The organism is Mesorhizobium sp. LNHC209A00, assembly GCF_000502915.1.
Classification (GTDB): domain Bacteria; phylum Pseudomonadota; class Alphaproteobacteria; order Rhizobiales; family Rhizobiaceae; genus Mesorhizobium.
On record NZ_AYWT01000001.1, the window covers coordinates 241,170 to 265,292 of the forward strand.

The following is a 24,123-nucleotide window of genomic DNA, read 5'->3' on the forward strand; positions in this document are numbered from 1 at the left end:
CGGGCGTTTTTGATTATGATGCGGGCTCTGCTAGATTCGCTTGGCGGAAGGACGGCCAATGCCAATCGAGATGCAGCGCCGCAAAGAACAGGATCGCTCCATATCGGGGCTTTTCGAAATGCGTCGACGGCTTCCCAGTGCCGCGCTTGACGGCGTTGTCACCGATATCTTCGGTTATCGCGAAACCGCGCCCGGCTATTTCCATAACATCGAATATGCCTCGCTGACCGTGCCGCTGGTGATCAGCTTTGCCGAACCATTCGCTATCGGGCTTGGCCGAACCCCCGGCGATAACGACCGTTTCGCCAGCTTCGCCGCCGGCCTTTATGCCGGACCGGTGATGATCCAGTCTTTCGGTGGCGCCTGCTGCGTCCAGGTCAACTTCACCCCGCTGGGCGCACGCCGGTTTTTCGGCCGGCCGATGAGTGAACTGGCCGATCGCATGGTAGCCCTCGACGACGTGCTCGGTCTCGAAGGCATCGCCCTGCGCGAAAAACTTGGCAACGCGCCGGATTGGAACATGCGATTCGACTTGGCGGAAATGTTCGTCGCCGGCCGGCTGGCCGCTGCCCACGAGACCCGGGCCGAGATCGCTGGGCTTATGACAGGATCATCTTTTCGGGCGGCCGCACGCGCATCGCCTCTCTTGCGGAAAAGCTGGGCTGGAGCCGCAAGCATCTTGCCGAGAGATTCACCGACGCCACCGGCATCGGTCCGAAAACCCTGTCGCGCATCGTGCGCTTCAACCGAGCCCTCGGCCTGTCCAGGCAACAGGCGAGCGGGTGGGCCGACATCGCCGCCGATTGCGGCTATGCTGACCAGGCGCATCTGGCCCGCGAGTTCCGCGACCTGGCCGGCGAAACGCCGACGACACTGTCGTTGGGGGTGTAGTTCCGAACAAGCCGCGGCGCACTGGCCGGCAGGTAACATTTCTTCAAGACGCCGGAACGGCCTTCGAACAGAGTGGGTTATCGACCAATCCGGATGAAGGAGGCAGCCATGCCCACAACCAATGAAGCACCACGGCTCTACCCTGCCCTGCGCTACAGAAACGCGGCGAAGATGATCGACTGGCTGGGCGAAGCCTTCGGCTTCAGCGTCCGCGCCCGCTACGGCGAAGGCGATGTCGTGCACCATGCCGAACTGGTCGTCGGCTCTTCGATGATCATGCTGGGCTCGGTCCGCGACGACGATTACGGCAAGATGGTAGGCGAACCCGGTTCAGGCGGCGGCAAGTCGATCTATGTCGCCGTCGACGATGCCGATGCCGCGTATAAGAGAGCCAGGAAGGCCGGCGCCGTCATCATCCAGGAATTGACCGACCGCGACTACGGCAGCCGTGAGTTCGTCTGCCGTGACCCGGAAGGCAATGTCTGGTCGTTCGGCACCTACTGGCCGAAGGCCAGTGAGAAGGTCTGACCTTCAACGCGCCAGCGAAAAAATCGCGTCGCAGTCGAGATGGGTCTCCAGCTCGGCCGCGACTTCGTCCAGCGCCCGCTCGACTTCGGAACGATAGTCGAGGCCACCGCCCTTGATGCCGAGGCTTTCGAGGAATTTTCCGCGAAAGCCGTCGGCGCCGAACAGGCCGTGCATGTAGGTGCCGATCACCTTGCCGTCGGCGGAGATCGCGCCATCCTCGGCGCCGTTGATGATCGCCGACGGGCGCCTGGTGTCGGGGCCCGTCGTGCGGCCGAGGTGGATCTCGTAGCCTTCGAGCGGCAGGCCGAACGGCACTGACCGGGCGCTGACATTTCGCACCGTCTTTTCCGGCTCCATCACCGTCTCGACATCGAGCAGGCCGAGCCCCTCGGCTTCTATGACGGAGCCTTCGATGCCGTCGGGATCGCGCACCATGCGGCCGAGCATCTGGAACCCGCCGCAAATGCCGACGACATGGCCACCGCGCTTGCGATGCGCCGCAAGATCCCGATCCCAGCCATTCTCGCGAAACTTCAGGAGATCGCCGATTGTCGACTTGGAGCCGGGAATGACCACCAGCCCAGCATCGGCCGGCAGCTTCTTTCCCGGCGGCACGAACACCACCTCGACCTGCGGTTCGGCCTTGAGCGGGTCGAGATCGTCGAAATTCGCGATGCGGCCGAGCATCGGCACCGCCACTTTGAGCGCGCGCGCCTCGCCGGATGCCAGCCGCTCCAGCACCACGGAATCCTCCGACGGCAGCCGTGCCGCGGCCCTCAGCCACGGCACGACGCCGAAACAGCGCCATCCGGTGAATTTCTCGATCGCCCTCAGGCCATCATCGAACAGGGAGACGTCTCCCCGGAACTTGTTGATGAGATAGCCGACGATCATGCGCCGGTCTTCTTCCGGCAGGATCAGATGCGTGCCGGCGAGCGAGGCGATGACGCCGCCGCGATCGATGTCGCCGACCAGCACCACCGGCACATCGGCGCGCGTGGCAAAGCCCATATTGGCGATGTCGCGGCTTCTAAGGTTGATTTCGGCCGGCGAGCCGGCGCCCTCGACGATGACGAGATCGGCACCCTCGCCGACCTTGCCCCAGGACTCCAGCACCGCATCCATCAGCCGGCCCTTCAGCGCCTGGTAGTCGCGCGCCCGTGCTTCGCCGAACACCTTGCCCTGGACGATGACCTGCGCGCCGACATCTGTCTGCGGTTTGAGCAGCACCGGGTTCATATGCACCGATGGCGGCACGCCGCAGGCGATCGCCTGCAGCCATTGCGCGCGGCCGATCTCGCCGCCGCCATGGTTGTTGTCGCCGGGAATTTCGGCGACGGCGGCATTGTTCGACATGTTCTGCGGCTTGAACGGCCGCACCTTCAGACCGCGCTTTTTCGCGACGCGACAAAGGCCCGCGACCAGCACCGTCTTGCCGACGTCCGACCCTGTGCCTTGCAGCATGATTGCCCTGGCCATCAGCCTCTGCCCTGCGTCGCCGTGCCGGTGATCGTGGATTTTTGCGCCAACGGCCCGCCGCGCCAGATGTAGAGCGCCAGCAGCGGCTCATTATCCGTACGCATGGCGTGGTTGACGGTGGAGGCATGGTGGACGACCTCGCCGGCCTCCCGCCTGCGAAAACCGCCCTCGCCCATGCGCCACTCCGTGCCGCCGGTCAGCGGAATATAGATTTCCTCGGCGACATGATGATGGTCGGGGTAGACGATCCCGGGTCCGAGAATCAGCAGCCCGGCGGCAACCTCTTCGTTGACGAAGTGCCCACGCGTGCCAAACATTTCCAGCCAGCCGTAATTGTCGATGAAGGCCCTGCCAAAATCGGCCTCGGTGTAGGTCTGCCCCCAATGCAGTTCGTTGCGCTGCTCGGCCAGCAATCGCACCAGCGGCCTCGCATCCAGCGGCGCCAGTTCGGCCGCGCGATCGAGATGGCGCAGGCAACCAAGCCGGTGCGGCTCCAAATTTCGGGCTGGCATAACCCAGCCGATACGCGCCACCGCCTCGCGCACCGGAACGTCATCGACGGAAGCGAGACAGGCGTGGAACTTTTCCAGCAGTTCGTCCAATTTGGTCGTCACATCTTGCTCCGGGCATGCATCGATGCACAGCCGCTCCGCGATAGGTCGGGTTGCGCGGCGGCATCATTGGTCTAGATTGATGCGCGCGCAAAGCCAAAAACGACAGGCCAGCGGGCTAGCTGGCCAGCCTGTAGGGAGCACGCCATGGACGCCGCGGTCGATGCGAGCACCAACCAGTTCGAACTCAACGAGGAACAGCGTGCCATCCAGGAGATGGCCCAGGCCTTCGCCGCCGATCGCGTGGCGCCCAATGCGCTCGACTGGGACCGAAGGCGACATTTCCCCGCCGATGTGATCCGTGAAACCGGGCCGCTCGGCCTCGGCGGCATCTATGTCAGGGACGATGTCGGCGGTTCCGCGCTCGGCCGGCTCGACGCCGTACTGATCTTCGAGGCGCTGTCGCACGCCGACCCGGCCTTTTCCTCCTTCATCTCGATCCACAATATGGTGGCCTCGATGATCGACCGCTTCGGCAATGATGAGCAGCGCCAGCGCTTCCTGCCGAAGCTCACCTCCATGGAATGGCTGGCGAGCTATTGCCTGACCGAGCCTGGCTCGGGTTCGGATGCGGCGGCGCTGAAGACGCGCGCGGTGAAAAGCGGCGGCGATTACATCCTCAACGGCGCCAAGCAGTTCATCTCCGGCGCCGGCGACAGCGATGTCTACGCCGTCATGGTGCGCACCGGCGCCGACGGCCCGAAAGGCATCTCCACCATTATCGTGCCCAGGGATGCGCCCGGCCTCTCCTTCGGCGCCAATGAGCACAAGATGGGCTGGCACATGCAATCGACCCGCCAGGTCATCTTCGAGGATTGCAAGGTGCCGGCGGAGAACCTCTTGTCGGGCGAAGGCGCCGGCTTCGGCATCGCCATGGCTGGGCTCGACGGCGGCCGCCTGAACATCGCCGCCTGTTCGCTGGGCGGCGCCCAGTCGGCGCTCGACAAGGCGCTCTCTTATACCGCAGAGCGCAAAGCCTTTGGCTCGAAGATCAACCAGTTCCAGGCGCTGCAGTTCAGGCTGGCCGACATGGAGACGGAGTTACAAGCAGCGCGCATCTTCCTCTATGCGGCGGCCTCCAAGCTCGACCGCAAGGCGCCGGACGCCGGCAAATGGTCGGCAATGGCCAAGCGCTTCGTCACCGACACCGGCTTCGACGTCGCCAACGATGCGCTGCAACTGCTCGGCGGCTACGGCTATTTGCATGATTACGGCATCGAGAAGCTGGTGCGCGATCTCAGGGTGCACCAGATCCTCGAAGGCACCAACGAAATCATGCGCGTCATCATCGCGCGCGCCCTGATCGGCCGCTGACGCCACCAACTCCGGGAGAGAGACTATGACGACGATCGCCTTTATCGGCCTCGGCAATATGGGCAATCCGATGGCCGCAAACCTGGTCAAGGCTGGGCATGCCGTGCACGGTTTCGACCTGATGCCGGAAAACCTCGCGGTCGCGCGCGAACATGGCGTCGTCGTCATGGCCAATGCCGTCGCCGCCGTGAAGGACGCCGATGTGGTCATCACCATGCTGCCAGCCGGCAAGCATGTTTTGTCGGTCTATGGGGACATCGCTCCCAAGGCCAGGAACGGCGCGCTGTTCATCGATTCCTCGACGATCGACGTCGAATCGGCGCGCAAGGCGCATACGATCGCGGCAAAGCACGGCCTGCTGTCGATCGACGCGCCGGTTTCGGGCGGCACCGGCGGCGCCACGGCTGGCACATTGACCTTCATGGCCGGGGGAGCCGACGATGCCTTCTCGGCCGCCGAGCCGATCCTGAAGCCGATGGCCGGTCGCATCGTCCATTGCGGCGGTGACGGCGCCGGACAGGCGGCGAAGATATGCAACAACATGATCCTCGGCATTTCGATGATCGGCGTCGCCGAGGCGTTCGTGCTGGCGGAAAAACTCGGCCTGTCGCATCAGGCGCTGTTCGACGTCGCCTCGACCTCGTCGGGCCAGTGCTGGTCGCTGACCACCTATTGCCCGGTGCCGGGCCCGGTTCCCACTTCGCCCGCCAACAGGGATTACAAGCCGGGATTTGCGGCGGCTCTTATGCTGAAAGACCTCAAATTGTCCCAGGAAGCAGCGCTTGGCGCGGGCGCGGTGACGCCGCTTGGCGCCGAAGCGGCGCAGCTCTATACCCTGTTCAACGCCCAGGGCCATGGCGGCGCCGATTTCTCCGGCATAATTAATTTTCTGCGCGGCAACTCGGCGTAAGCAGTTAGTTTTTTCAGGCTCTTCCGGACTAAGGACCGCAAATTTAGATTTGCTTAAGCTCTCGATAACTCGGCGGTAACGATGTTCCTATAAAACGGATTGCGAGGCGGACATATCGCATCCGCCCGGCGCTCCGGATCAGGTCTCGCGTACCGGAGCCCGTAAGTTTCGCAAGTGTCTTGGTAGCGAAACGCCATGCGTATCTGGCAAAGCCGCGTTCCCGATGGGGCGCGGTTTTTGCATTTCCAGCCCTTTATTACCGACGATCCGTCTATATTCCGATCGCCGCACCCGGGATCGGCACATGGTCTTCATTGGTCAGCACCATCGGTGCATCGACGCCGTCCACGCGGACGACGAGCAGGCGCGTGCTCCATGTGCCGGCATTGCGAACCAGGTGGGAATAAACCGTGCCCTTACCCTTGGCGCCGTGGACGGGAATGCTGAACTGGGCGTCGCCCGCGCCATTCGCATTGACGTTGAGATGACCGCCGACCCAGAAATTGTCGGCCAAATCGTCGCCGATGGCGGCCTTGACCCGAACATCGGCGCGGACGACGTCCATGGTCATGCGGTAGGCGTCGCTGCCTTTGAGCACGAAAGGGATGCTGCCGACCATCGTCGCACAACCGCCGATACTGACCACCCATACGGCAAGGCCGGCAATCGCCCAATTGCGCTGCGTCTTGCGGAACTGCTCGGCGTCGCGCCAGGCCCGGTTCTGCCAGGCCCAGCGGCTGCCGCGCGCGCCGAGCACGAAGATCATGATGAGGTTGACGACCGGGATCAGCGCCAGCAGCGCGATGAAGGTGCTGTTGCCGATACCCCAAATCCAGTTGAGGAAGAAGGCGCCCCAGTTCCAGCGATCGAGTTCGGCTGGAATTTCAGCCGGTTGGTTGAGCGGTTGTCCGGCCATGTTGTTCCCCATCGGCGTGTATGCCGATTGGTTCTAGCGCAAGACTTCGACGATGCGCAAAAAAGTTCCGGGGCTTCCGCTTCAACCCTTTGTGGAAAGTCGGCGAAAATTTGCCCTCACCGCGCGGCCGGCCGGCTTCAGCGCTGCGCTGATCGACCGTTCGGCCGCGACGCCGTTGAAGAGCGACGGCGTTCGACCCGAGAGAACCTCCGGCCAGAAACGTGACGCCGATTGCAGGAAAGACATTTGCGCCGCAAGCGCGCCCTCGGCCATGGCGACGGTCTTCTCGCTGACCGCCATTGCCGTCTCCGCGCTCCAGGGCTCGCCGCTTCGCGCCTCCACGGCCATCAGCGGCAGCCGCATCATCACCACCAGCGGCGCCAGCATCAGGTCCGCGCCAAGGCTGGCCGCCTCTTGCACGCGTCGGCTTTTGCCGGTCTTTCTCATGTGGGCAATCCCCTGTCGCGGCCGGATCGGCCGCCTCTTACACTACGCGCCGAAGGCGAAATTCGTTCCCGCTCAAAGAGCATTATTTCCGGGGATTGGGCGTTTCTTCGCAGAAACGCCCAACCGAGGGTTGCTCCTATCGCTTGCGCAGGTCCGCCTGAGCCAGGTCGAGCGCCTTGCCGATGCGCTCGCAAGCCATGTCGATCGTATCGCGGGTCCAGATCAGCGGCGGCGACAGGATCATCGTATCGCCGGTGGCGCGCAGCATCATGCCGTTGGCGATCGCGTGGTCGCGCACCGTCACCGCGGCACTTCCCGACGGCAGGAAGCGCTCCTTCGTCGTCTTGTCCTTGACGATCTCGATCGCGCCCATCAGGCCGATCGAGCGCACCTCGCCCACCAGATCATGCCCGGCTATACGCTCCTGCAATGCGCTAGCGAAATAAGGTCCGGTGTCGTTCCTGACACGGTCGACCAGCCCTTCCCTCTCGATGATCTCCAGGTTCTTCAAGGCCACGGCGCAAGCCACTGGGTGCCCTGAATAGGTGTAGCCATGGTTGAATTCGCCGCCCTTCTCCACCAGCGTCGAGGCAATGCGGTCGCCAACCAGCAGCGCCGAAAGAGGCTGATAGCCCGAGGTCAGCGCCTTGGCCGTGGTGATGGTGTCCGCTTCGATGCCGAAGGTCTGCGCCGCGAACCACTCACCGGTGCGGCCATAGCCGGTGATGACCTCGTCCAGCATCAAAAGCACATCGTATTTGCGGCAGATGCGCTGCACTTCGAGCCAGTAGCTCGCCGGCGGTATCTTGACGCCGCCCGCGCCCATCACCGGCTCGCCGATGAAGGCCGCGACCTTGTCGACGCCGGCCTCGAGGATGGCATCCTCGACGGACTTTGCCGCGCGCAGGCCGAAATCGTGGTCGCTTTCGCCCGGCAGAGCCAGCTCATAGGCATAGGGCATCATCACATGGACGATGTTGGGCACCGCACCGTTGAGCTGCTTGTGCATGGCATCCATGCCGCCGAGCGAAGTGCCGGCAATGGTCGAGCCGTGATAGGCCATCTTGCGCGAGATGACGCGGTTCTTCTCCGGCTTGCCCTCAAGCACCCAGTAATGGCGCACAAGGCGCAAGGCGGTGTCGTTGGCCTCCGAACCGGAGGAGCCATAAAACACCTGGTTCACGTTGCGTGGTGCGATCTCGGCCAGCTTCTTCGACAACAGCACCGGCGTCGGCGTCGAGCATTTGAAGAAGGAATTGTAGTAAGGCAGTTCCTTCATCTGTGCATAGGCGGCCTCGGCCAGCTCGTCGCGGCCGTAGCCGATATTGACGCACCACAGGCCGGCCATGCCGTCCAACAGTTCCGTCCCTTCGGAATCGTAGATGAACGGGCCATTGGCGCGGGTGATGACGCGCGCGCCTGCCTCACGCAGCTCCTTATGGTCGGTGAAGGGATGCAGGTGATGCGCGGCGTCGATCTGCTGAAGCTGCTTCAGCGAATAGTTCTGGTAAGTCATTGATTTGGTCTTTCCTCTGAAATCATTCCGGCGGTGCCGGGGCGAATTCTTCAGAGGACGGCAGGCGGCGAATAGCCGATGCGGGCACAGAGCCGCAAAAGCTCGGCGCGCAGCGTGCGTGACGACGGTGTCACCGCGACCCGGAATGCGCGAGCTGATAGTCTAGCGAGAACCATGAAGGTACCTTAGAGCAAAGGCCGGTCGAGGTGAACCACCCTTTGCTCAGGGGTGCCATGGGGATGAGGTCAGGCTTTTCCGCTCAGTGCCCGCTGCAGGAAGACATATTTCATCGCCGTCTGCGCCGCCTGCGGCCGGCGGTCGCCGCGCCCGCCATGTCCGCCTTCGGTCTCCTCGAAGAACAGCGTCTTGCCGTGTCCTGCCTGCTGCAGGCGGGCCGCCATCTTGCGCGCATGGCCGGGGTGGACCCGGTCATCGGCGGTCGAGGTTGTCAAGAGCACCGGCGGATAGGCGGCGTCGGCCTTGACATGTTGATAGGGCGAATAGGCGGAAAGCCACTTGGCGTCTTCCGGCTTTGACGGATCGCCATATTCGGCCATCCACGAAGCGCCCGGCGGCAATTCGGTGTAGCGCAGCATGTCGAGCAGCGGCACCTCGATGATGACGGCACCGAAAAGCTCGGGATGCTGCGTCAGCGAAGCGCCGGTCAGCAGGCCGCCATTGGAGCCGCCCTGGATGCCGAGCGATTGAGCCGTGGCGATACCGCGCCTGACGACATCTTCGGCCACCGCCGAAAAGTCGTCGAAGCCGTTCTGGCGCTTGCCTTTCAGCGCCGCCTGGTGCCAGGCCGGTCCGAACTCGCCGCCGCCGCGAATGCAGGCCTGCACATAGGCATTGCCTTTCTCCAGCCACAGCCTGCCGCGCACGCCGGCATAGCCGGGCAACAGCGGCACCTCGAAACCGCCATAGCCGTAGAGTAGCGTCGGCACCGGACCGTTCTGGTCGCGCCGCCGGACGACGAAATAAGGGATCATCGTGCCGTCCTTCGAGCGCGCCTCGAACTGCTCCGAGATCAGCGGCGAGGCATCGAAGCGGGCCGGTTGCGATTTCACGGTCGCCAGCGTCTCGCCATTGTCATCGGACCAGATGATCGAGCTTGGCGTCAGGAAATCGGTGAAGGAAAAGGAGACGGTGGAACCGAAATGCTCGGCATGGCTGATGCCGACAGTGCCGTTTTCAGGCAGCACGACTGACTTCAGCGACCAGGCGCCGCGCTCGCGCTCGCAGACGAGAACCTTGCCGCGCACATTGTCCATCAAGCTGATGAACAGGCGGTCCTGTGTTCTAGCCAGCCCGGCAATGGAAACCCGATGCGCCGGCGCCAACAAGGTTTCGATGGCGCCAAAACCGCCGGTTTCGATCCAATGCGCGAAGTCGAAGGAGTAAAGCCCGTCCGGCTGGCATGCGGTGCCGTCCGGCGCCGTCCATGGCGTGCGCACCCCGAACACCAGTTGATCCCGAAAGAGCGAGGTGTCGGTGACGTCGTCGGGCAGCGGGATGCGACGGTTCTCGCCCGAAGGCAGGCGCAGGAAACTGTGCGATGCGAAGAAGTTGAGTGTCCGCGCCAGAAACAGGTGACGCTTCTCGCCGTCGAACTCGACACCGGCGCCTACTGCAAGATCCTCGGTCTTTCCCTCGAAGATCGGGGTCGCCTCTTCCAGCCTTGTGCCGCGCTTCCAGAGCTTGACCACGCGCGCATATCCGGACTCTGTCTTGTCGGCCTCTTCGAAAGCGGCCGAGACGATGATCGTATCCTCGTCCAGCCAGCCGAAGCCCGATTTCGAGGCCGGCGCCTGAAAACCGCCTTTCACGAAGGACTTGGCAGCGATGTCGAACTCGCGCATCGCGCTGGCATCACCGCCATCGGGCGACATCGAGACCAGGCAGCGGTTGAAATCGGGATAGAGCCTGACGGCGCCGCCGAACACCCATTTTATCCCCTCCTTCGCAGCCAGCTGGTCGAAGTCGATGATTGTCTCCCAGTCGGGCTTGTCGGTCTTGTAGGAGGTGACCGTCGTGCGGCGCCACAGGCCGAGCGCATTGGTCTTGTCCTGCCAGAAATTGTAGACATGACCGGCGATCGCCGCGCCAACCGCGATATTGTCCTCGGCCGTCATCAGGTCGAGAGCCGTCTGGAATGACGCCTCATAGGATGGATCGCCCTGCAATTCCGCCACAGTGACCTCGTTCTGGCGATGCACCCAGTCGAGCGATTCCTTGCTTGTCCTGTCCTCCAGCCAGAGGAAGGGGTCCTGCATCTCGCCAACTGAATGTAGCTGCGTTTGTGCGATCGAATTGGTCATGTGGTCTCCGAAAAATTCGTCAAGCTCGGTGCCACAAACATCGGCACGACGCTACCGACATTCAACAGGAACACGTAAAACCAGCAGACTTAGTAGACGCGATAGATCGGCCGCGCAGCCCGCGAGGACACCCATGCAACAACTTTACATTGCGATGGAAAAGTTTGGCCCATCCGGGAGCGGATGGAATGAGTATATCGAGTGGTCGGGCCTCACTCAGTTAACCGAGGTGGTCACACTCGACGGGATACTTTGCCCGTTTGCACTCCCACAAATCAAGGATCACCACTGGGCTCACATCGTCTGCGAAGACAACATGCTCAATTTCTTCGTCGACCTGGATTTCCTCCTCTCGGAACTGCCCGATACCGGCAACCTCAATATCCTTGGGGTTATCCGCGGACCCACGGTGGACGTGCGCTCACTCGGTTGGGATGAGTTCGCCTTCATGGGCTATGACTTGCTGGACAAGGATGTCGGCACCAGCGCATTGAGCAATTGCGGCGGATTCGCCGACGTATTTGCAAACGCAGAGCTATCCAGCGTCGGACTGATTGATGACTTCGATCGAGCCGTGAACATTCGGAATTTGCTACATGAGATGTACCCCGAAGAGCATCATGCCGATTGTGACCTTTGGGCTATTTTCAGGCGGCGGAGCAGCTCGGGAGCATCCCGATAGTTCAGGCAAGGGCTAAACAACTCGTCTTCGAACGACGGTGGCGCCTGCGAGCATGGCGCAGATCGCACCAAGCGTGGCCGGCAGGCCACCCGCGCCGAGCACATCCATCACGCCGCCGGTGAGCGGCGGGACCAGAATGCCGCCGACACCCCACATAAGGGAGAATGCCGCATTGCCGGCAACCAGCGCCGAACCGGTGAAGCGCTCGCCAAGTTCGATGATCGACATCGTGTAGATGCCGTAGGACACAGCCCCCCAGACGAAGACGCAAGGCCAGATCAGCGGCGTTTCGATCAGCATCGGCAAAAGCACGCAGCCAAACAGCGTCAGCAGTACGCAGATGAAGCGTACGAGACGGGCCGTCAGCCGCTCGGCCAGCAGGCCAAGCGGAACCTGCATGGCGATGTTGCCGGCGATCATGACCGACAGCAGCGCCGACATGCGAGCCTCCGCGATGCCATGATGCGTGCCGTAGACGGGCAGCAGCGCCAGCACCGCCTGCTCGAAGCCGGCGGCCACGACCACCGCCGACAGGAGCAGCCAGGCGAGAGGCATGAAACCCATTACCGAAACCTGGTGCCCGGCCTCGTCCACCCTGGGCAGGCGCCTGACCACCAACGCCAGGCAGAAGCCGCAGAGCACGAAGGCGGCAATGCCGACGAGGAACGGGCGCCAGCCCTGCGTGCCGACGGCGAGCAGGCAGAGCGGGCCGGCGGCGAAGCCGGCCGAAATGATCGTTGAATAGAGGCCCATGATGCGGCCGCGCCGGGCCGGCGGCGCCAGGGCGATCACCCAGATTTCGCTCAGCACATAGAGCGGGTTGGTCACGGCGCCGATCAGCAAGCGCAGCGGAAACCAGAGATAGACGTTCTGCGTCCAGCCGATCAGCGCCAGCACGACAGCCGAAAGCGCCGCGCAAGTGAGAGCCGTGCGCCCTGCTCCGAACCGCCTCGCCAGCGCTGGAATGATTGGCGACGAGACGATGAACCCGATCGGCGTCATGGCAGCCGACAGTCCGATCATCGCCGGCGAGACGCCCTGGCGCTGCAGGATGAAGCTCAGCAGCGGATAGGAAAGGCCCTGCGCGATGGCGAAAACGGACACGGTCGCGATCACACCGGTGATCGCCGCCCATTGCATCGTCTCGTCGCTTCTCGTGTCCACCAGTTCAAGATCCATACTGCTGTCGCGGTTGCAGACTTACCGGTTCGGCCCGGCGGCGGTAAGCCCCGCGGCCCGAACGGATGCCCGGCTCCAGCCAAACCCTGTCAGGAGCCTCAGCGGTTGGCCGATCTATAGAGCGCGAAGGCGACCAGCAAAGCGTCGAGGCCAATGATCACGGTTGGCAACCCCACCGGCCCGATCGCCTGCATCAGCAGGCCCGCGCCCGGCGGACCAACGATACCGCCGACGCCCCATAGCAAGGCGAACGCCGCATTGCCGGTGACCAGCAGCGAACCCTTGAAGCGGCTGCCGAGTTCGACCAGTGCCATCGTGTAGACACCGTAGCCGACCGCGCCCATCACCAGAAGCACGCCCCAGATCAGTGGTGTGGTGATCAGCAGCGGGAGCAGAACAGCGCATATGGTCGTCGCGACGGCGCAGGCCAGGATCATCGGTCGGCCACCGAAGCGTTCGGCGAGCAGGCCGAGCGGAATCTGCAGAAGGATGTTGCCCAGCGACAGCGACATCACCAGCGCGGCGAGCACCGCCTCCGGCAAGCCATAGCCGGCCCCAAACACAGGAACCAGGGCATAGGTGCTTTGCTGGACGGCGGCCGAGACCAGCACCGCCAGCAACAGCGCCGGCGCCAGCCGGGCAAAACCGACAAAACTGCCGGCAGGCTGGCCGTCATCCTCGAAACCGGCGAGCTTCGAGGAGACAAGGCGCAAAATGATGGCACAGAGCAGGAAACCGACGATGCCGACGCTGAAGGGAGCCCAGCCCTCGATGCCGACCAGAGTGAGCGTAAAGGGGCCGGCGGCATAGCCGGCGCCCATTAGTGTGTTGAACACGCCCATCACTCGCCCGCGCCGCGACGGCGACGCCAGCGACAGCGCCCAGACTTCGCCCAGCACATAGAGCGGGTTGATGACGATGCCGATGATGAATCGGATGACGTACCAGGCCACCCAATTCTGGAGGTAACCGATGCCCAGGAAGCACATCGCCCCGATCAGCGAGCAGCCAACCGCCAGATTTCGCGCCCCGAACAGCCGCACGGCAGCCGGGACGAAAGAGGCCGAAAGGATGAGGCCAACCGGCATCATCGCCGCCGACAGGCCGATCAGGGCGGGCGACATGGCTTGCTTCTGCATCAGGAGCGTGAACAGCGGCGAGCTCAACCCTTGCGCCGCTCCGAACATGGCCAACGCGGCGGTGACGCCCGCGAGCGCCGCCCATTGCGTTCCCGCTTCGCCTTCGCTCGAGCCGGTCGCGACCATGCCGTCATCCATGTGAGTGCGGCCATCGGCCAGCAAGCAAGACTAGCTACTGGTTCGACCGGAGAAAGAGAAGAGCCGGACCGGAGATCCGCTTGCACCAAGGAAATCGACCGACCGACCGACGCCAATCGGTCCCGAATGAACGAATCTTTGATGCAGACGCGATGGCTACGGGAAGTAGCGGGCGATTGCGCCTTTCTTGCCGTCCGCATAAGGCTTCAGCCACTTGTCGTCGATGGCAATCCCATCAGCATCGGACGGCCCCTTGCCGATCGTCCTGCGCCAAGCCCGGAACTTATAGTGGTCGAAGACGTCGAGCATGTGCACGGCATAGGCCGCGGCAAAGGTCTTGTCGCCTTCCACGATGACCAAATTCTCGTCGTTTTCGTAGGACGCCTTGTAACCGAGGTTGTGGCTGCCGGTAATGACGGTGGCGTTGTCCTCCATCGGATCGATGACAACGATCTTGTCGTGCACGATCGCGTGGCCGACGGTGAGCACTTCGGCCTGGAAATCGGTGGCAATCGTGGCGCCGGTCAGGTTCGCCGCCCTTACGATGGAGACATTCGGGGCCTCCCAGACCTTCTCCGGATAGACAAAGGGCGACTTGCCGTCCTTGTTCGACTTGTGGGTGACCGGATCCTTGGTCGGAGCGACATAGTTGGGCATGGCCGTCTCGTCGCTGATCGCGCCCTGCACGATGAGGTTCGGATCCGCTTTCGCCGCCGCAACCGCCTGGTCTACGATCGAATTTTCGCCGAGCAGCGAAGGGTTGAACACCAGGAACAGCACGGCCCGCTTCGCCGCTTTGATGCGGGCAAGGACGTCCTGGAGGTCAACCGGACGCACCGAAATGTCCTTTTTGTTGCGGGTCGGATCGTTGGGCGAAAACCACACCGTCATGCCGTCCAACACCACCGAGGCGCCGTTGAGCGGGTTTGGCATGTGGTTCTCCTTGCGGAACGGCACGCCCTGCGTCTGCACGACGTGGCCGGCAGCACTTTCCGAAGCCGGTGGCGGAAACACATCGGCTTTCATGCGTTCCCAATAGGCATCGAATACCTCCGCCATCGCCGGATCGTCGCGGACAAAAGCGTTGTTGGACTGGCCGCATATGCCAGTCGACGTCCAGTTGGTACTGCCGGTCATAACCGCTTGCGGATTGCCCTGGGTGTCGCGGTAGACGGCGAACTTGTTGTGGCCGATATGGTTGTTGTTGAACAGGCGGTCCGTCACCACGACCCCAGCATTGTGCAAACGCTTCCTGTAGGGTGCGTTGCCGGCATCCCAGGCCTTGGTCTGGTCATCCCTGCCCGAATTGGACAGGATGACTTCGACTACATCCCTGGCCGCGATAATGGCGTCGCACAATTCGTCGTCACCGAGCTCATAGAGCGCAAGCCTGACGGTGCCGCCTTCGGCCTTGGCCCGTTTCAACAGGCTGGTCAGGACGTCAGGCACGTCGCCATGCAGATAGGCGCGGATCTTGCTGGTCGGGTCTTGCAGCACCGCCCTGATCTTGTCGCGCTGGCCGACCTTGATGCCGGCTTCCGCCAGCGCATGAGACATCCATTGCGTCGAAAGCACGCCGTTGGTGAAGGCAACGCGTGCCTTGCCGAACATTTGGCCCAGGAAGATTGGCGGACTGACCGCGCCCTGCCCGAGATAGCCAAGGGGTCGCGCCGGTCCGGTATAGGCGGGTTTGCCGCCGACGACCTGATCGGGGCGCACCGGCACGGGATCGAGGCCCGGCTTCATGCCCCCAACGGGACGCACGCGGTAGGCGATCATTTCGCCGTCCGGCCTGACGTCTATGCTGTCGCGGCGGCGTCTGACAGTCAAATCGCGCCAGAATGTCTTCTGTACCGGCCAGACACCCGTATCCTGCGGAATCCATCGGGCATTGCGCTGACCCTTGAAGGGCACCCAGGACGCAAGGCAACGCTCCTCGCCTGTATCGGGATAGAGGCGCACGATCTCGAAACCGAGGCAGCCTGGGATCATCCCGTCAAGATCCCAGGAAAGGAACGCGACTTCGTTGTTTGTCGCGGCACGCACTTTGACGACGTCAGGCATGGCTGTCCCTCCAAAACAGTTCAACGCGCAAGTATGTCAGAAGTAAAAGACGGTACTGTAACGTCTTTTTAAATCTGCACCATCCGACGGCCTCATTCAGGCGCCTGCCGGCGCGCCGGTGTGGCCAGGGCGGATGTCGCGGCCACCCGGCTGCCGTTCCGGCATGTCGCTTCCCTCGCTCTAGTGGTCGCCGCCTCCGCAATGGCCGGAGGGGCGCCGGTCCATTATGCCGCCCGTTATCGCATCCTACGAGGACCATCATGACCGCCGCCCTACAACCCTCAGAACCGGCATTGGCGCCCGACCGTGCCCGCCGTGGCGGTCGCGCCGGCAAACGCGCCGGTGGCTCGGCCGCGTTCGAGCAGCCGGCTTTCCGCCAACTGAAAAATCCGCTGACGCCGACCAAGCTGGTGTCCGAGGATGAGCTGGAATCGATCCACCTCGCCTCCTTGCGGGTGTTGCGCGAGATTGGCGTGGACGTCCTGCACGACGAAGCACGCAGCATCATGAAGGCGCATGGCGCCGACGTACGCGAGGGCTCGGAGCGCGTGCGCTTCGACAGCGACATGATCCTGGAACTGGTGTCGAACTGCCCGTCCGAATTCACCATCCATGCCCGCAACCCCGCGCACAATGTGCGCTTCGGCGGTGACAATCTGATCATCTCGATGATGGCTTCGGCGCCCAATTGCTCCGACATCGATCGTGGCCGCCGGCCCGGCAACCAGCAGGATTATCGCAATTTCCTGCGGCTGGCGCAGATGCACAACATCCTGAATTGCACGGGCGGCTATCCGGTCGAGCCGACCGACATCCACCCATCGGTTCGTCACCTCGAATGCATCCGCGACCTCGCCACGCTGACCGACAAGGTGTTCCACATCTATTCGCTCGGCAAGGAGCGCAATGTCGACGGCATCGAGATCACCCGCATCGCGCGCGGCATCAGCCATGAGCAATTGCTCGCGGAACCATCCGTCTTCACCATCATCAACACCAATTCGCCGCTCAAGCTCGACGTTCCGATGATGGAAGGCATCATCCAGATGTCGAGCAAGGGCCAGGTTGTCATCGTGACACCCTTCACCCTCTCGGGAGCGATGGCGCCCGTAACCATCGCCGGGGCGCTGGTGCAGCAGAATGCCGAGGCGCTGTCCGGCATTGCCTTCGCCCAGATGGTGCGCAAGGGCGCACCGGTCGGGTATGGCGGCTTCACCTCCAATGTCGACATGAAGTCCGGCTCACCGGCCTTCGGCACGCCCGAATACATGAAGGCGCAACTGGTCGGGGGCCAGCTCGCTCGCCGCTACAAGATCCCCTACCGCACCTCCAACACCTGCGCCGCCAACACCGTCGACGCGCAGGCAGCTTATGAGAGCGTCTTTTCGCTGTGGGGCGCTGTCCAGGGCGGCGGCAACCTGATGATGCATGCGGCCGGCTGGCTAGAAGGCGGCCTGCGCTGTTCCTACGAGAAGACCATTCTGGATATCGACCTGTTGCAGATGGTTGCCGAATTCCTGACCCCGCTTGACCTTTCCGCTGAAGCGCTCGGCTTCGACGCCATCCAGTCGGTCGGCCCCGGCGGCCACTTCTTCGGCACCCAGCACACGCAAGACCGCTACAAGACCGCGTTTTATTCGCCCATCCTTTCGGACTGGCGCAATTTCGAAACCTGGGCGGAAGCCGGCTCGCCAACGGCAATGGAAAAGGCCAACAAGGTGTGGAAAGAGCGGCTGGCCTCCTATGACGAGCCTTACATGGATCCCGCCATCCGCGAGGAGCTCAACGCCTTTGTTGCGAAGCGCACGACCGAAGGCGGCGCGCCGACCGATTTCTAGACAGACCATTCTCCGGGCCGTTCGGTTTCGCTGCAAAGCGGGTCGGGGTCTTCAAAATATCTGATTCAGTTTACACGAAAACGGAACTATCCTCATGAAATCCCACGTTAAAGCGGTTGTCATTGGCGGCGGCGTCGTCGGCTGCTCGGTGCTCTACCACCTGGCCAAGGCCGGCTGGACCGACATCATGCTGATCGAGCGCTCGGAGCTAACCTCCGGCTCGTCCTGGCATGCGGCCGGCGGCTTCCATACGCTGAACGGCGATCCGAACGTCGCCAAGCTGCAGGCCTATACGGTCCAGCTTTACAAGGAAATCGAGGAGATTTCGGGCCAGTCCTGCTCGCTGCACCTGACCGGCGGCGTGATGTTGGCCGATACGCCCGAGCGCATGGACTTCCTGCGCCTTGCCCACGCCAAAGGCCGCTATCTCGGCATGGACACCGAACTGATCACGCCGTCCGAGGCCAAGGCGATGTTCCCGCTGATGGATGAGACCAATTTCGTCGGCGCCATGTGGGATCCGGTCGAAGGCCATCTCGACCCCTCCGGGACCACCATTGCATATTCCAAGGCGGCCAAAAAACTCGGCGCCGAAATCGTGCTGCGCAACCGCGTGGTCGACCTGACACAGCAGCCGGACGGCACCTGGAACGTCGTCACCGAACAGGGCACGGTTCACGCCGAACACGTCGTCAACTGCGGCGGTCTGTGGGCGCGCGAGATCGGCCGCATGGTCGGCGTCGAGCTGCCGGTACTGGCCATGGAGCACATGTATCTCTTGACCGAGCCGATGCCGGAGGTCGAGGAGTTCAACAAGTCGACCGGCCGCGAAATGATCGGTGTGCTTGACTTCAAGGGCGAGATCTACACCCGCCAGGAGCGCAACGGGATCCTGCTCGGCACCTATGAAAAGGCTTGCAAGCCGTGGTCGCCGGTCAACACGCCGTGGGACTTCGGCCATGAACTGCTGCCGCCCGATCTCGACCGCATCGCGCCGTCGCTGGAAATCGGCTTCAAGCATTTCCCTGGCATCGAAAAGGCCGGTATCAAGCAGATCATCAACGGCCCCTTTACCTTCGCGCTCGACGGCAATCCTCTGGTCGGCCCTGTGCAAGGCCTGACCAATTTCTGGTGCGCCTGCGCCGTCATGGCCGGCTTCAGCCAGGGCGGCGGCGTCGGCCTTGCTCTATCCAACTGGATGGTGCATGGCGATCCGGGCTTCGACGTCTGGGGCATGGATGTCGCCCGCTTCGGCGAATGGGCTGGGCTGCGCTACACTAACGCCAAGGTGCGCGAAAACTATTCGCGCCGCTTCTCCATCCGATTCCCCAACGAGGAACTGCCGGCTGCCCGCCCGGCACAGACGACGCCGCTCTACGACACGATGCTCGCCAACAATGCCGTGATGGGCGACTCCTGGGGCCTCGAAACCCCGCTCTGGTTCGCGCCGAAGGGCAGCGAGCCGAAGGACGTCGTCTCCTTCCACCGCTCCAACGACTTTGGTCCGATCGGCGAGGAAGTGCGCGCCACGCGCGAGCGCGTCGGCGTCACCGAGATCGCCAACTTCGCCAAATACGAAGTGTCGGGACCCGGCGCGGAAGAGTTCCTCAACCGGCTGATGACCAACCGCATGCCGAAGACCGGCCGCATCGTGCTGACACCGATGATCAACGAGTTCGGCAAGCTGATCGGCGACTTCACCATCGCCAAGGCCGGTGAAGACCGCTTCATGATCTGGGGCTCGTCGGCCGCGCAGAAATACCACATGCGCTGGTTCGAAAAGCACCTGCCCAAGGATGGTTCGGTGCGCATCCACCGTTTCGACCAGACACTGGTCGGCCTGTCGATCGCCGGCCCGAAATCGCGCGACCTCTTGCAAAAACTGGTCGATGTCGACATCTCGACCAAGGCTTTCCGCTTCATGGACTTCCGCAAGATGGCGGTCGGCGGCGCGCCCTGCCTGGTCAACCGCATCACCTATACCGGAGACCTCGGCTACGAGATCTGGATGGCCCCAGCCTATGAGCGCCTTGTCTACAAGGCGATCAAGGACGCCGGCGAGGAATTCGGGATCGTCGATTTCGGCATGCGCGCCTTGCTGTCGATGCGCCTGGAAAAAAATTTCCCGACCTGGTTCCGTGAGTTGCGGCCGATCTATGGGCCGTTCGAAGGCTCCATGGACCGCTTCATCAAGCTCGAGAAGAACGATTTCATCGGCCGTGAAGCCGCAGCCAAGGAACAGGCGCAAGGGCCGAAACTGCGCCGCGTCTCCTTCATCGTCGATGCCGCCGATGCCGACGTGATGGGCGACGAGCCTATCTGGGCCAAGGTCGGCAAGGATTACGGCACGGTTGAAAAGCCGCATGGCTACGGCGCGCCGCGCTTCGACACATCAGGCAAGGAAATACGTGGCTCGAAGGCCGCCGAAGGCGCGTCCGCCGTGCGCGGCATCGTCGACGGCGACTGGCGCGTGGTCGGCTGGGTGACGTCGGGCGGCTATGCGCATTACGTGCAAAAGTCGATGGCGCAAGGCTATGTGCCGGCCGCCCTTGCCGAGGATGAAAGCGCGGGCCTGTTCGAGATCGAGATTCTTGGGTCTCGGCGCCCGGCCCGCATCAATGTCGAGGCGCCCTTCGACCCAAGCGGCGAGAAGATGCGGACCTGAGGGCCCGATGGACAGCGGGGCGCCAAAGGGAAGCTTCGGCCGCCATCGCAAGATCATGCCGTTTGTATCAGGCTCGATCGAGGCGTTGCGCGATGCCTCCCGCGAAAAGGCGGCTTCGCTCAACCAGCATGTGCTGGGCTATGGCGCGCAAGCCGAAGCGGAATGGGCGGCGGCGGGTATTGCCGCGCCCGACCTGCCGGCAATGCGAAAATACCGGCTCGATCGCATCCGCGCCGAGCTGAAGCGCCGCGGCTATGCCGGCGCCTTGCTCTATGATCCCGTCAACATCCGATATGCGACCGACTCGACCAACATGCAGCTCTGGGTCGCGCACAATCCGACGCGGCATTGCTTCGTGGCCACCGAGGGTCCGGTGGTGCTGTTCGACTACTTTTCCTGTGAGCACCTGTCCGATCATTCCGGCATCGTCGACGAAGTGCGGCCGGCGGTGTCGTGGATGTACCTCTATGGTGGGGAACTGACCGAGCAGAAAGTCCGCCGCTGGGCCGCCGGTATCGCCGATTTGGTCAGGGCACATGGCGGCGGCAACAACCGCATCGCCGTCGACCACATCAATCCGGAAGGTGTTGAAGAACTCCACCGCCTTGGCATTTCCATCGGCAATGGCGAGGCGGTGATGGAAAACGCGCGGCTGATCAAATCGCCGGATGAAATCCTTGCCATGCGCCGCGCCGTCGTCGCTTGCGAGGCAGCGATGGGCGAGATGGAACAGGCGCTCAAGCCCGGTATCTCCGAGAACGATTTGTGGGCGCAACTCCATCGCGGCAACATCGCGCGCGGCGGCGAATGGATCGAGACCCGGCTGCTGACGTCGGGACCGCGCACCAATCCATGGTTCCAGGAATGCTCGTCGCGGATCATGGAGGCGGGCGATCTCGTCGCCTTCGATACCGATTTGATCGGCCCCTACGGCTTCTGCGCCGATCTCTCGCGCACCTGGCTCTGTGGCGACACAAAGCCGACCAACGAACAGCGCGACCTGTTCCGCATCGCCGCCGACCAGATCGAGTACAACACCGCTTTGATGCAGCCCTGCGTCTCGTTCCGCGATCTGGTCGGACGCTCGGCTGTACCGCCTCGAGACTGCTTCCCAACTCGCTACGGCGTGCTCTACCACGGCGTCGGACTGGCTGACGAATATCCGACCTTGCCGCATGCCAGCGACTGGACATCCGATACACCCGACGGCGTGCTGGAACCGGGCATGGTGCTGTGTGTGGAGAGCTATATCGGCCGGCTTGGCGGTCGAGAGGGTGTCAAGATCGAGGAACAGATCCTGATCACCGACACCGGCAACGAAAAGCTTTCAACCTACCCGTTGGATCGGAGGCTGCTCGGCTAGCCCGGCAAGGGCTTCACGCATCGCGCGCACGTTTTTTTCCGGCGTCGTCCTGGCGGTGATGAACGGCAAGCCTTTGCGCCTTCCCGTCCAGCCGACGATCCTTACAGTTTTCGCCGCCGGCTCGAAACGTTGTGCCAGCGCCCAGCTTTCGCAATCTATCGCGGCAACATCCGCTTTGCCTTCGGCGACCGCCACGATCGAGTCGCGATGACCGCCGCTTTCGCTGCGCGATGAAAATATGGTCATGTTTTCGCCGGCCGCTTTCAGGTCGCGTGTCAGCGCGATGATGCCCGACATGGAATCGAGGCTGTTGAAGGTGAAGCGCCTGTCCCGGATGAGGTCGAGCGGCAGCAAGGCCTTGCCATCGGCGGGCGACCGAACCTCCGGCCCCTCGCCCGAACGCATCACCAGCGCGCTCGAATAAAGTTCGCCCTGGCCGCCTTCATAGGCATCATAGCTTGGCTGGCCGACCACCTGCACATGCCGGGACAGACCGAGTTCCATCGGCCCCCAGCAGGTCTGCGCGAACAGCAGCGCCGGATGCATCCAGAGCTTGTGGAAATCGAGTTCGTCCGGCGGCAGGGTCGTCGGATTGGGCGCGACGAGTTTACCTTCGCCGTCCCGAATGCCGCCCGGCACCGGCGGCAGGTCGCCATTGCGGCGCACGATGGATTGCGGCGCATCGATACCCTTTCGCCGGAAGGCATCGCGCAACGACGCCCATTGGGCATCGACCTCGTCGCGCGCCTCCGGCCAGTCATACATCGGCAACGCCGCAATCAATTCGCTCATGCGATATCAAACCACCATGCCGGGATAAAGGATCGCAAAAACGCGGCGCCCAATCAGAATTGGCCGACACGGTATCCACTCTACACGCGGATACTATTCCTTGGGCGGTTCGGCGGGAACCGGCGCGCTGCCAAGCCCACTGATGCTGCGCGCCCTGACGCGCGGCTTGAACGCCCTGCCCGGCTCGGGCGCGCGCCGCAGAACCGGATGCACGATCGGCTCCTTGGCCTTGAAGGCATAGGATCTGAGCAGCGCGAAATAGTTCGGATAGGCATAGCCATTGTTCATCCGCAGCCATTCCTCCCGCCGGTCACGAAACAGCTTCGGCAGCCGGTACCAGGCGATGGTCGGGCTCTTGTGATGGACGAAGTGCAGATTGTTGTTGAGGAACAGGAATGACAGCGGCGAGCGCTCCACAATCACCGTGCGGCCTTCCGGATGCTCCGACCACTGGTGCTCGGCATAGGTGCGAATCGAGATCAGCGACTGGCCGAGCCAGACCGGCACCAACACATAGAGCCAAACCGGCATGCCAAAGCCGAACTGCACGACCGGCAGCACCACGGCAAGGCCGATCGCATGCAGCAGCCAGGCCTTGCCGATCGCCTTGTCTCCGGCAATCACATGCTTGGCGTCATCGATGAAGAAGCCGATGCAGGACAGCCATGGCCCCAGGACGAGGCGACCTGCCATGGTGTTGTTGACCTTCAGCACGAATTTCATCAGCGGCGGCATTTCTTCGTGCATCCAGAGCGCCTGATAATAGCTCTCGGGATCGTCGAGAGGATCGGTCAGCCGCTCGTCCGCATGGTGGCGCAGGTGAATAGTCTTGAAACGGCGAAACGGCCAGGCGAGGCCGATCGGCAAGAAGACGAAAGCTTCATTGACGAGGCCGTTGCGGGTCGGGTGCCCATGCAGCACCTCATGCATGATAGAGGATTGCAATGCCAACGTGACGGCCATGACGATCAGCGCTGCTGTGGGATACGATGGCCAGAGGAAGAAGCCGGCGGCGAACCATGTCCCGTAGCAGAAGAGAGCGAGAACCACCGTCGGCCATTCGATGGCCGATCTGCTGCTTCGACGGATGCTCTTGCCAGCCATGCTATCGACCACTGTCCCTCAGTCGCCGGAACCCCAACTGGTTCCTGACAGCATTGTGTCAGGAGAGATGATTCCACTCAACGCGACAAAGTGCACAAAATGTTGCGATTGCGCCTTCTTGACCGCATATGTTGCACATTGTAAACAATCTTAGGGATTCATTTACGCCTCGGGCACCAATTAGCTTAGCTCCGGCGCAAATTTTTCCTACGGAGGATAAGGGCGA

Annotated in this window: 18 protein-coding genes and 1 pseudogene; 8 read left to right on the top strand and 11 right to left on the bottom strand. The window is 62.8% G+C overall.

Going from position 1 to position 24,123, the window contains the following annotated elements; all coding sequences use genetic code 11:
• Window positions 1-58: 58 nt before the first annotated feature.
• Window positions 59-891: pseudogene (locus tag X739_RS01000000165715) on the top strand (AraC family transcriptional regulator).
• 108 nt (window positions 892-999) lie between these two features.
• The gene (locus tag X739_RS164595; protein WP_023769886.1) at window positions 1,000-1,419 is read left to right on the top strand and encodes a VOC family protein; all 420 of its coding nucleotides are present in this window, start codon (window positions 1,000-1,002) and stop codon (window positions 1,417-1,419) included.
• 3 nt (window positions 1,420-1,422) lie between these two features.
• On the opposite strand, the gene X739_RS164590 is transcribed toward X739_RS164595, so the two are convergent.
• Both X739_RS164590 and X739_RS164585 read right to left on the bottom strand, forming a co-directional pair.
• On the bottom strand, window positions 1,423-2,898 hold the full coding sequence (locus X739_RS164590) for a cobyric acid synthase (RefSeq protein WP_023769885.1): 1,476 nt from the start codon (window positions 2,896-2,898) through the stop codon (window positions 1,423-1,425).
• Window positions 2,898-3,512 (bottom strand): dimethylsulfonioproprionate lyase family protein, encoded by a 615-nt coding sequence (locus tag X739_RS164585; RefSeq protein WP_023769884.1) that lies wholly within the window; start codon window positions 3,510-3,512, stop codon window positions 2,898-2,900. Before X739_RS164585 ends, X739_RS164590 begins: the two co-directional genes overlap by 1 nt.
• Window positions 3,513-3,656: 144 nt before the next feature.
• Here X739_RS164585 and X739_RS164580 point away from each other — a divergent pair, with 144 nt between their 5' ends.
• A complete protein-coding gene (locus X739_RS164580; protein ID WP_023769883.1) occupies window positions 3,657-4,823 on the top strand; it encodes an isobutyryl-CoA dehydrogenase in 1,167 nt (388 codons plus the stop codon).
• Between the two features lie 25 nt (window positions 4,824-4,848).
• Complete coding sequence (gene mmsB, locus X739_RS164575; RefSeq protein ID WP_023769882.1) at window positions 4,849-5,733, top strand: 3-hydroxyisobutyrate dehydrogenase; 885 nt, start codon at window positions 4,849-4,851, stop codon at window positions 5,731-5,733.
• Between the two features lie 271 nt (window positions 5,734-6,004).
• Here mmsB and X739_RS164570 read toward each other — a convergent pair whose 3' ends face one another.
• The 4 genes from X739_RS164570 to X739_RS164555 all read right to left on the bottom strand — a co-directional run bounded on the left by X739_RS164570 (window position 6,005) and on the right by X739_RS164555 (window position 10,933).
• Window positions 6,005-6,649: a cytochrome c oxidase assembly factor Coa1 family protein gene (locus tag X739_RS164570; protein WP_023783121.1), complete on the bottom strand. Its 645-nt coding sequence runs from the start codon at window positions 6,647-6,649 to the stop codon at window positions 6,005-6,007.
• 81 nt (window positions 6,650-6,730) lie between these two features.
• Complete coding sequence (locus X739_RS164565; RefSeq protein WP_023769880.1) at window positions 6,731-7,096, bottom strand: hypothetical protein; 366 nt, start codon at window positions 7,094-7,096, stop codon at window positions 6,731-6,733.
• 136 nt (window positions 7,097-7,232) lie between these two features.
• The gene (locus X739_RS164560) at window positions 7,233-8,612 is read right to left on the bottom strand and encodes an aspartate aminotransferase family protein (protein ID WP_023769879.1); all 1,380 of its coding nucleotides are present in this window, start codon (window positions 8,610-8,612) and stop codon (window positions 7,233-7,235) included.
• Between the two features lie 245 nt (window positions 8,613-8,857).
• Window positions 8,858-10,933: a prolyl oligopeptidase family protein gene (locus tag X739_RS164555; protein ID WP_023769878.1), complete on the bottom strand. Its 2,076-nt coding sequence runs from the start codon at window positions 10,931-10,933 to the stop codon at window positions 8,858-8,860.
• 133 nt (window positions 10,934-11,066) lie between these two features.
• On the opposite strand from X739_RS164555, the gene X739_RS164550 reads away from it, so the two are divergent.
• A complete protein-coding gene (locus tag X739_RS164550; RefSeq protein ID WP_023769877.1) occupies window positions 11,067-11,615 on the top strand; it encodes a hypothetical protein in 549 nt (182 codons plus the stop codon).
• 12 nt (window positions 11,616-11,627) lie between these two features.
• Here the strand turns inward: X739_RS164550 and X739_RS164545 are convergent, their stop codons facing one another.
• From X739_RS164545 to X739_RS164535, 3 genes are all read right to left on the bottom strand, one after another.
• Window positions 11,628-12,755 carry an MFS transporter gene (locus X739_RS164545; RefSeq protein WP_245273774.1) on the bottom strand — a complete coding sequence of 376 codons (1,128 nt, stop codon included), beginning with the start codon at window positions 12,753-12,755 and terminating at the stop codon, window positions 11,628-11,630.
• Window positions 12,756-12,892: 137 nt separating this feature from the next.
• Window positions 12,893-14,059 (bottom strand): MFS transporter, encoded by a 1,167-nt coding sequence (locus tag X739_RS164540; protein WP_023791725.1) that lies wholly within the window; start codon window positions 14,057-14,059, stop codon window positions 12,893-12,895.
• Between the two features lie 168 nt (window positions 14,060-14,227).
• Window positions 14,228-16,135: a phospholipase D-like domain-containing protein gene (locus X739_RS164535; protein ID WP_023791730.1), complete on the bottom strand. Its 1,908-nt coding sequence runs from the start codon at window positions 16,133-16,135 to the stop codon at window positions 14,228-14,230.
• 260 nt (window positions 16,136-16,395) lie between these two features.
• On the opposite strand from X739_RS164535, the gene X739_RS164530 reads away from it, so the two are divergent.
• From X739_RS164530 to X739_RS164520, 3 genes are all read left to right on the top strand, one after another.
• Window positions 16,396-17,973 carry a trimethylamine methyltransferase family protein gene (locus X739_RS164530; RefSeq protein ID WP_023791733.1) on the top strand — a complete coding sequence of 526 codons (1,578 nt, stop codon included), beginning with the start codon at window positions 16,396-16,398 and terminating at the stop codon, window positions 17,971-17,973.
• Window positions 17,974-18,067: 94 nt separating this feature from the next.
• Window positions 18,068-20,638, top strand: a complete 2,571-nt coding sequence (locus X739_RS164525) for an FAD-dependent oxidoreductase (protein ID WP_023791737.1) — start codon at window positions 18,068-18,070, stop codon at window positions 20,636-20,638.
• Between the two features lie 7 nt (window positions 20,639-20,645).
• A complete protein-coding gene (locus tag X739_RS164520) occupies window positions 20,646-22,001 on the top strand; it encodes a Xaa-Pro peptidase family protein (RefSeq protein WP_023791740.1) in 1,356 nt (451 codons plus the stop codon).
• Here X739_RS164520 and X739_RS164515 read toward each other — a convergent pair.
• Complete coding sequence (locus tag X739_RS164515) at window positions 21,966-22,793, bottom strand: PhnD/SsuA/transferrin family substrate-binding protein (protein ID WP_023791743.1); 828 nt, start codon at window positions 22,791-22,793, stop codon at window positions 21,966-21,968. The two genes, X739_RS164520 and X739_RS164515, sit on opposite strands and share 36 nt — an antisense overlap.
• Window positions 22,794-22,886: 93 nt before the next feature.
• Window positions 22,887-23,897, bottom strand: coding sequence for a fatty acid desaturase (locus tag X739_RS164510; protein WP_031251914.1), 1,011 nt, complete (start codon window positions 23,895-23,897; stop codon window positions 22,887-22,889).
• Window positions 23,898-24,123 lie beyond the last annotated feature (226 nt).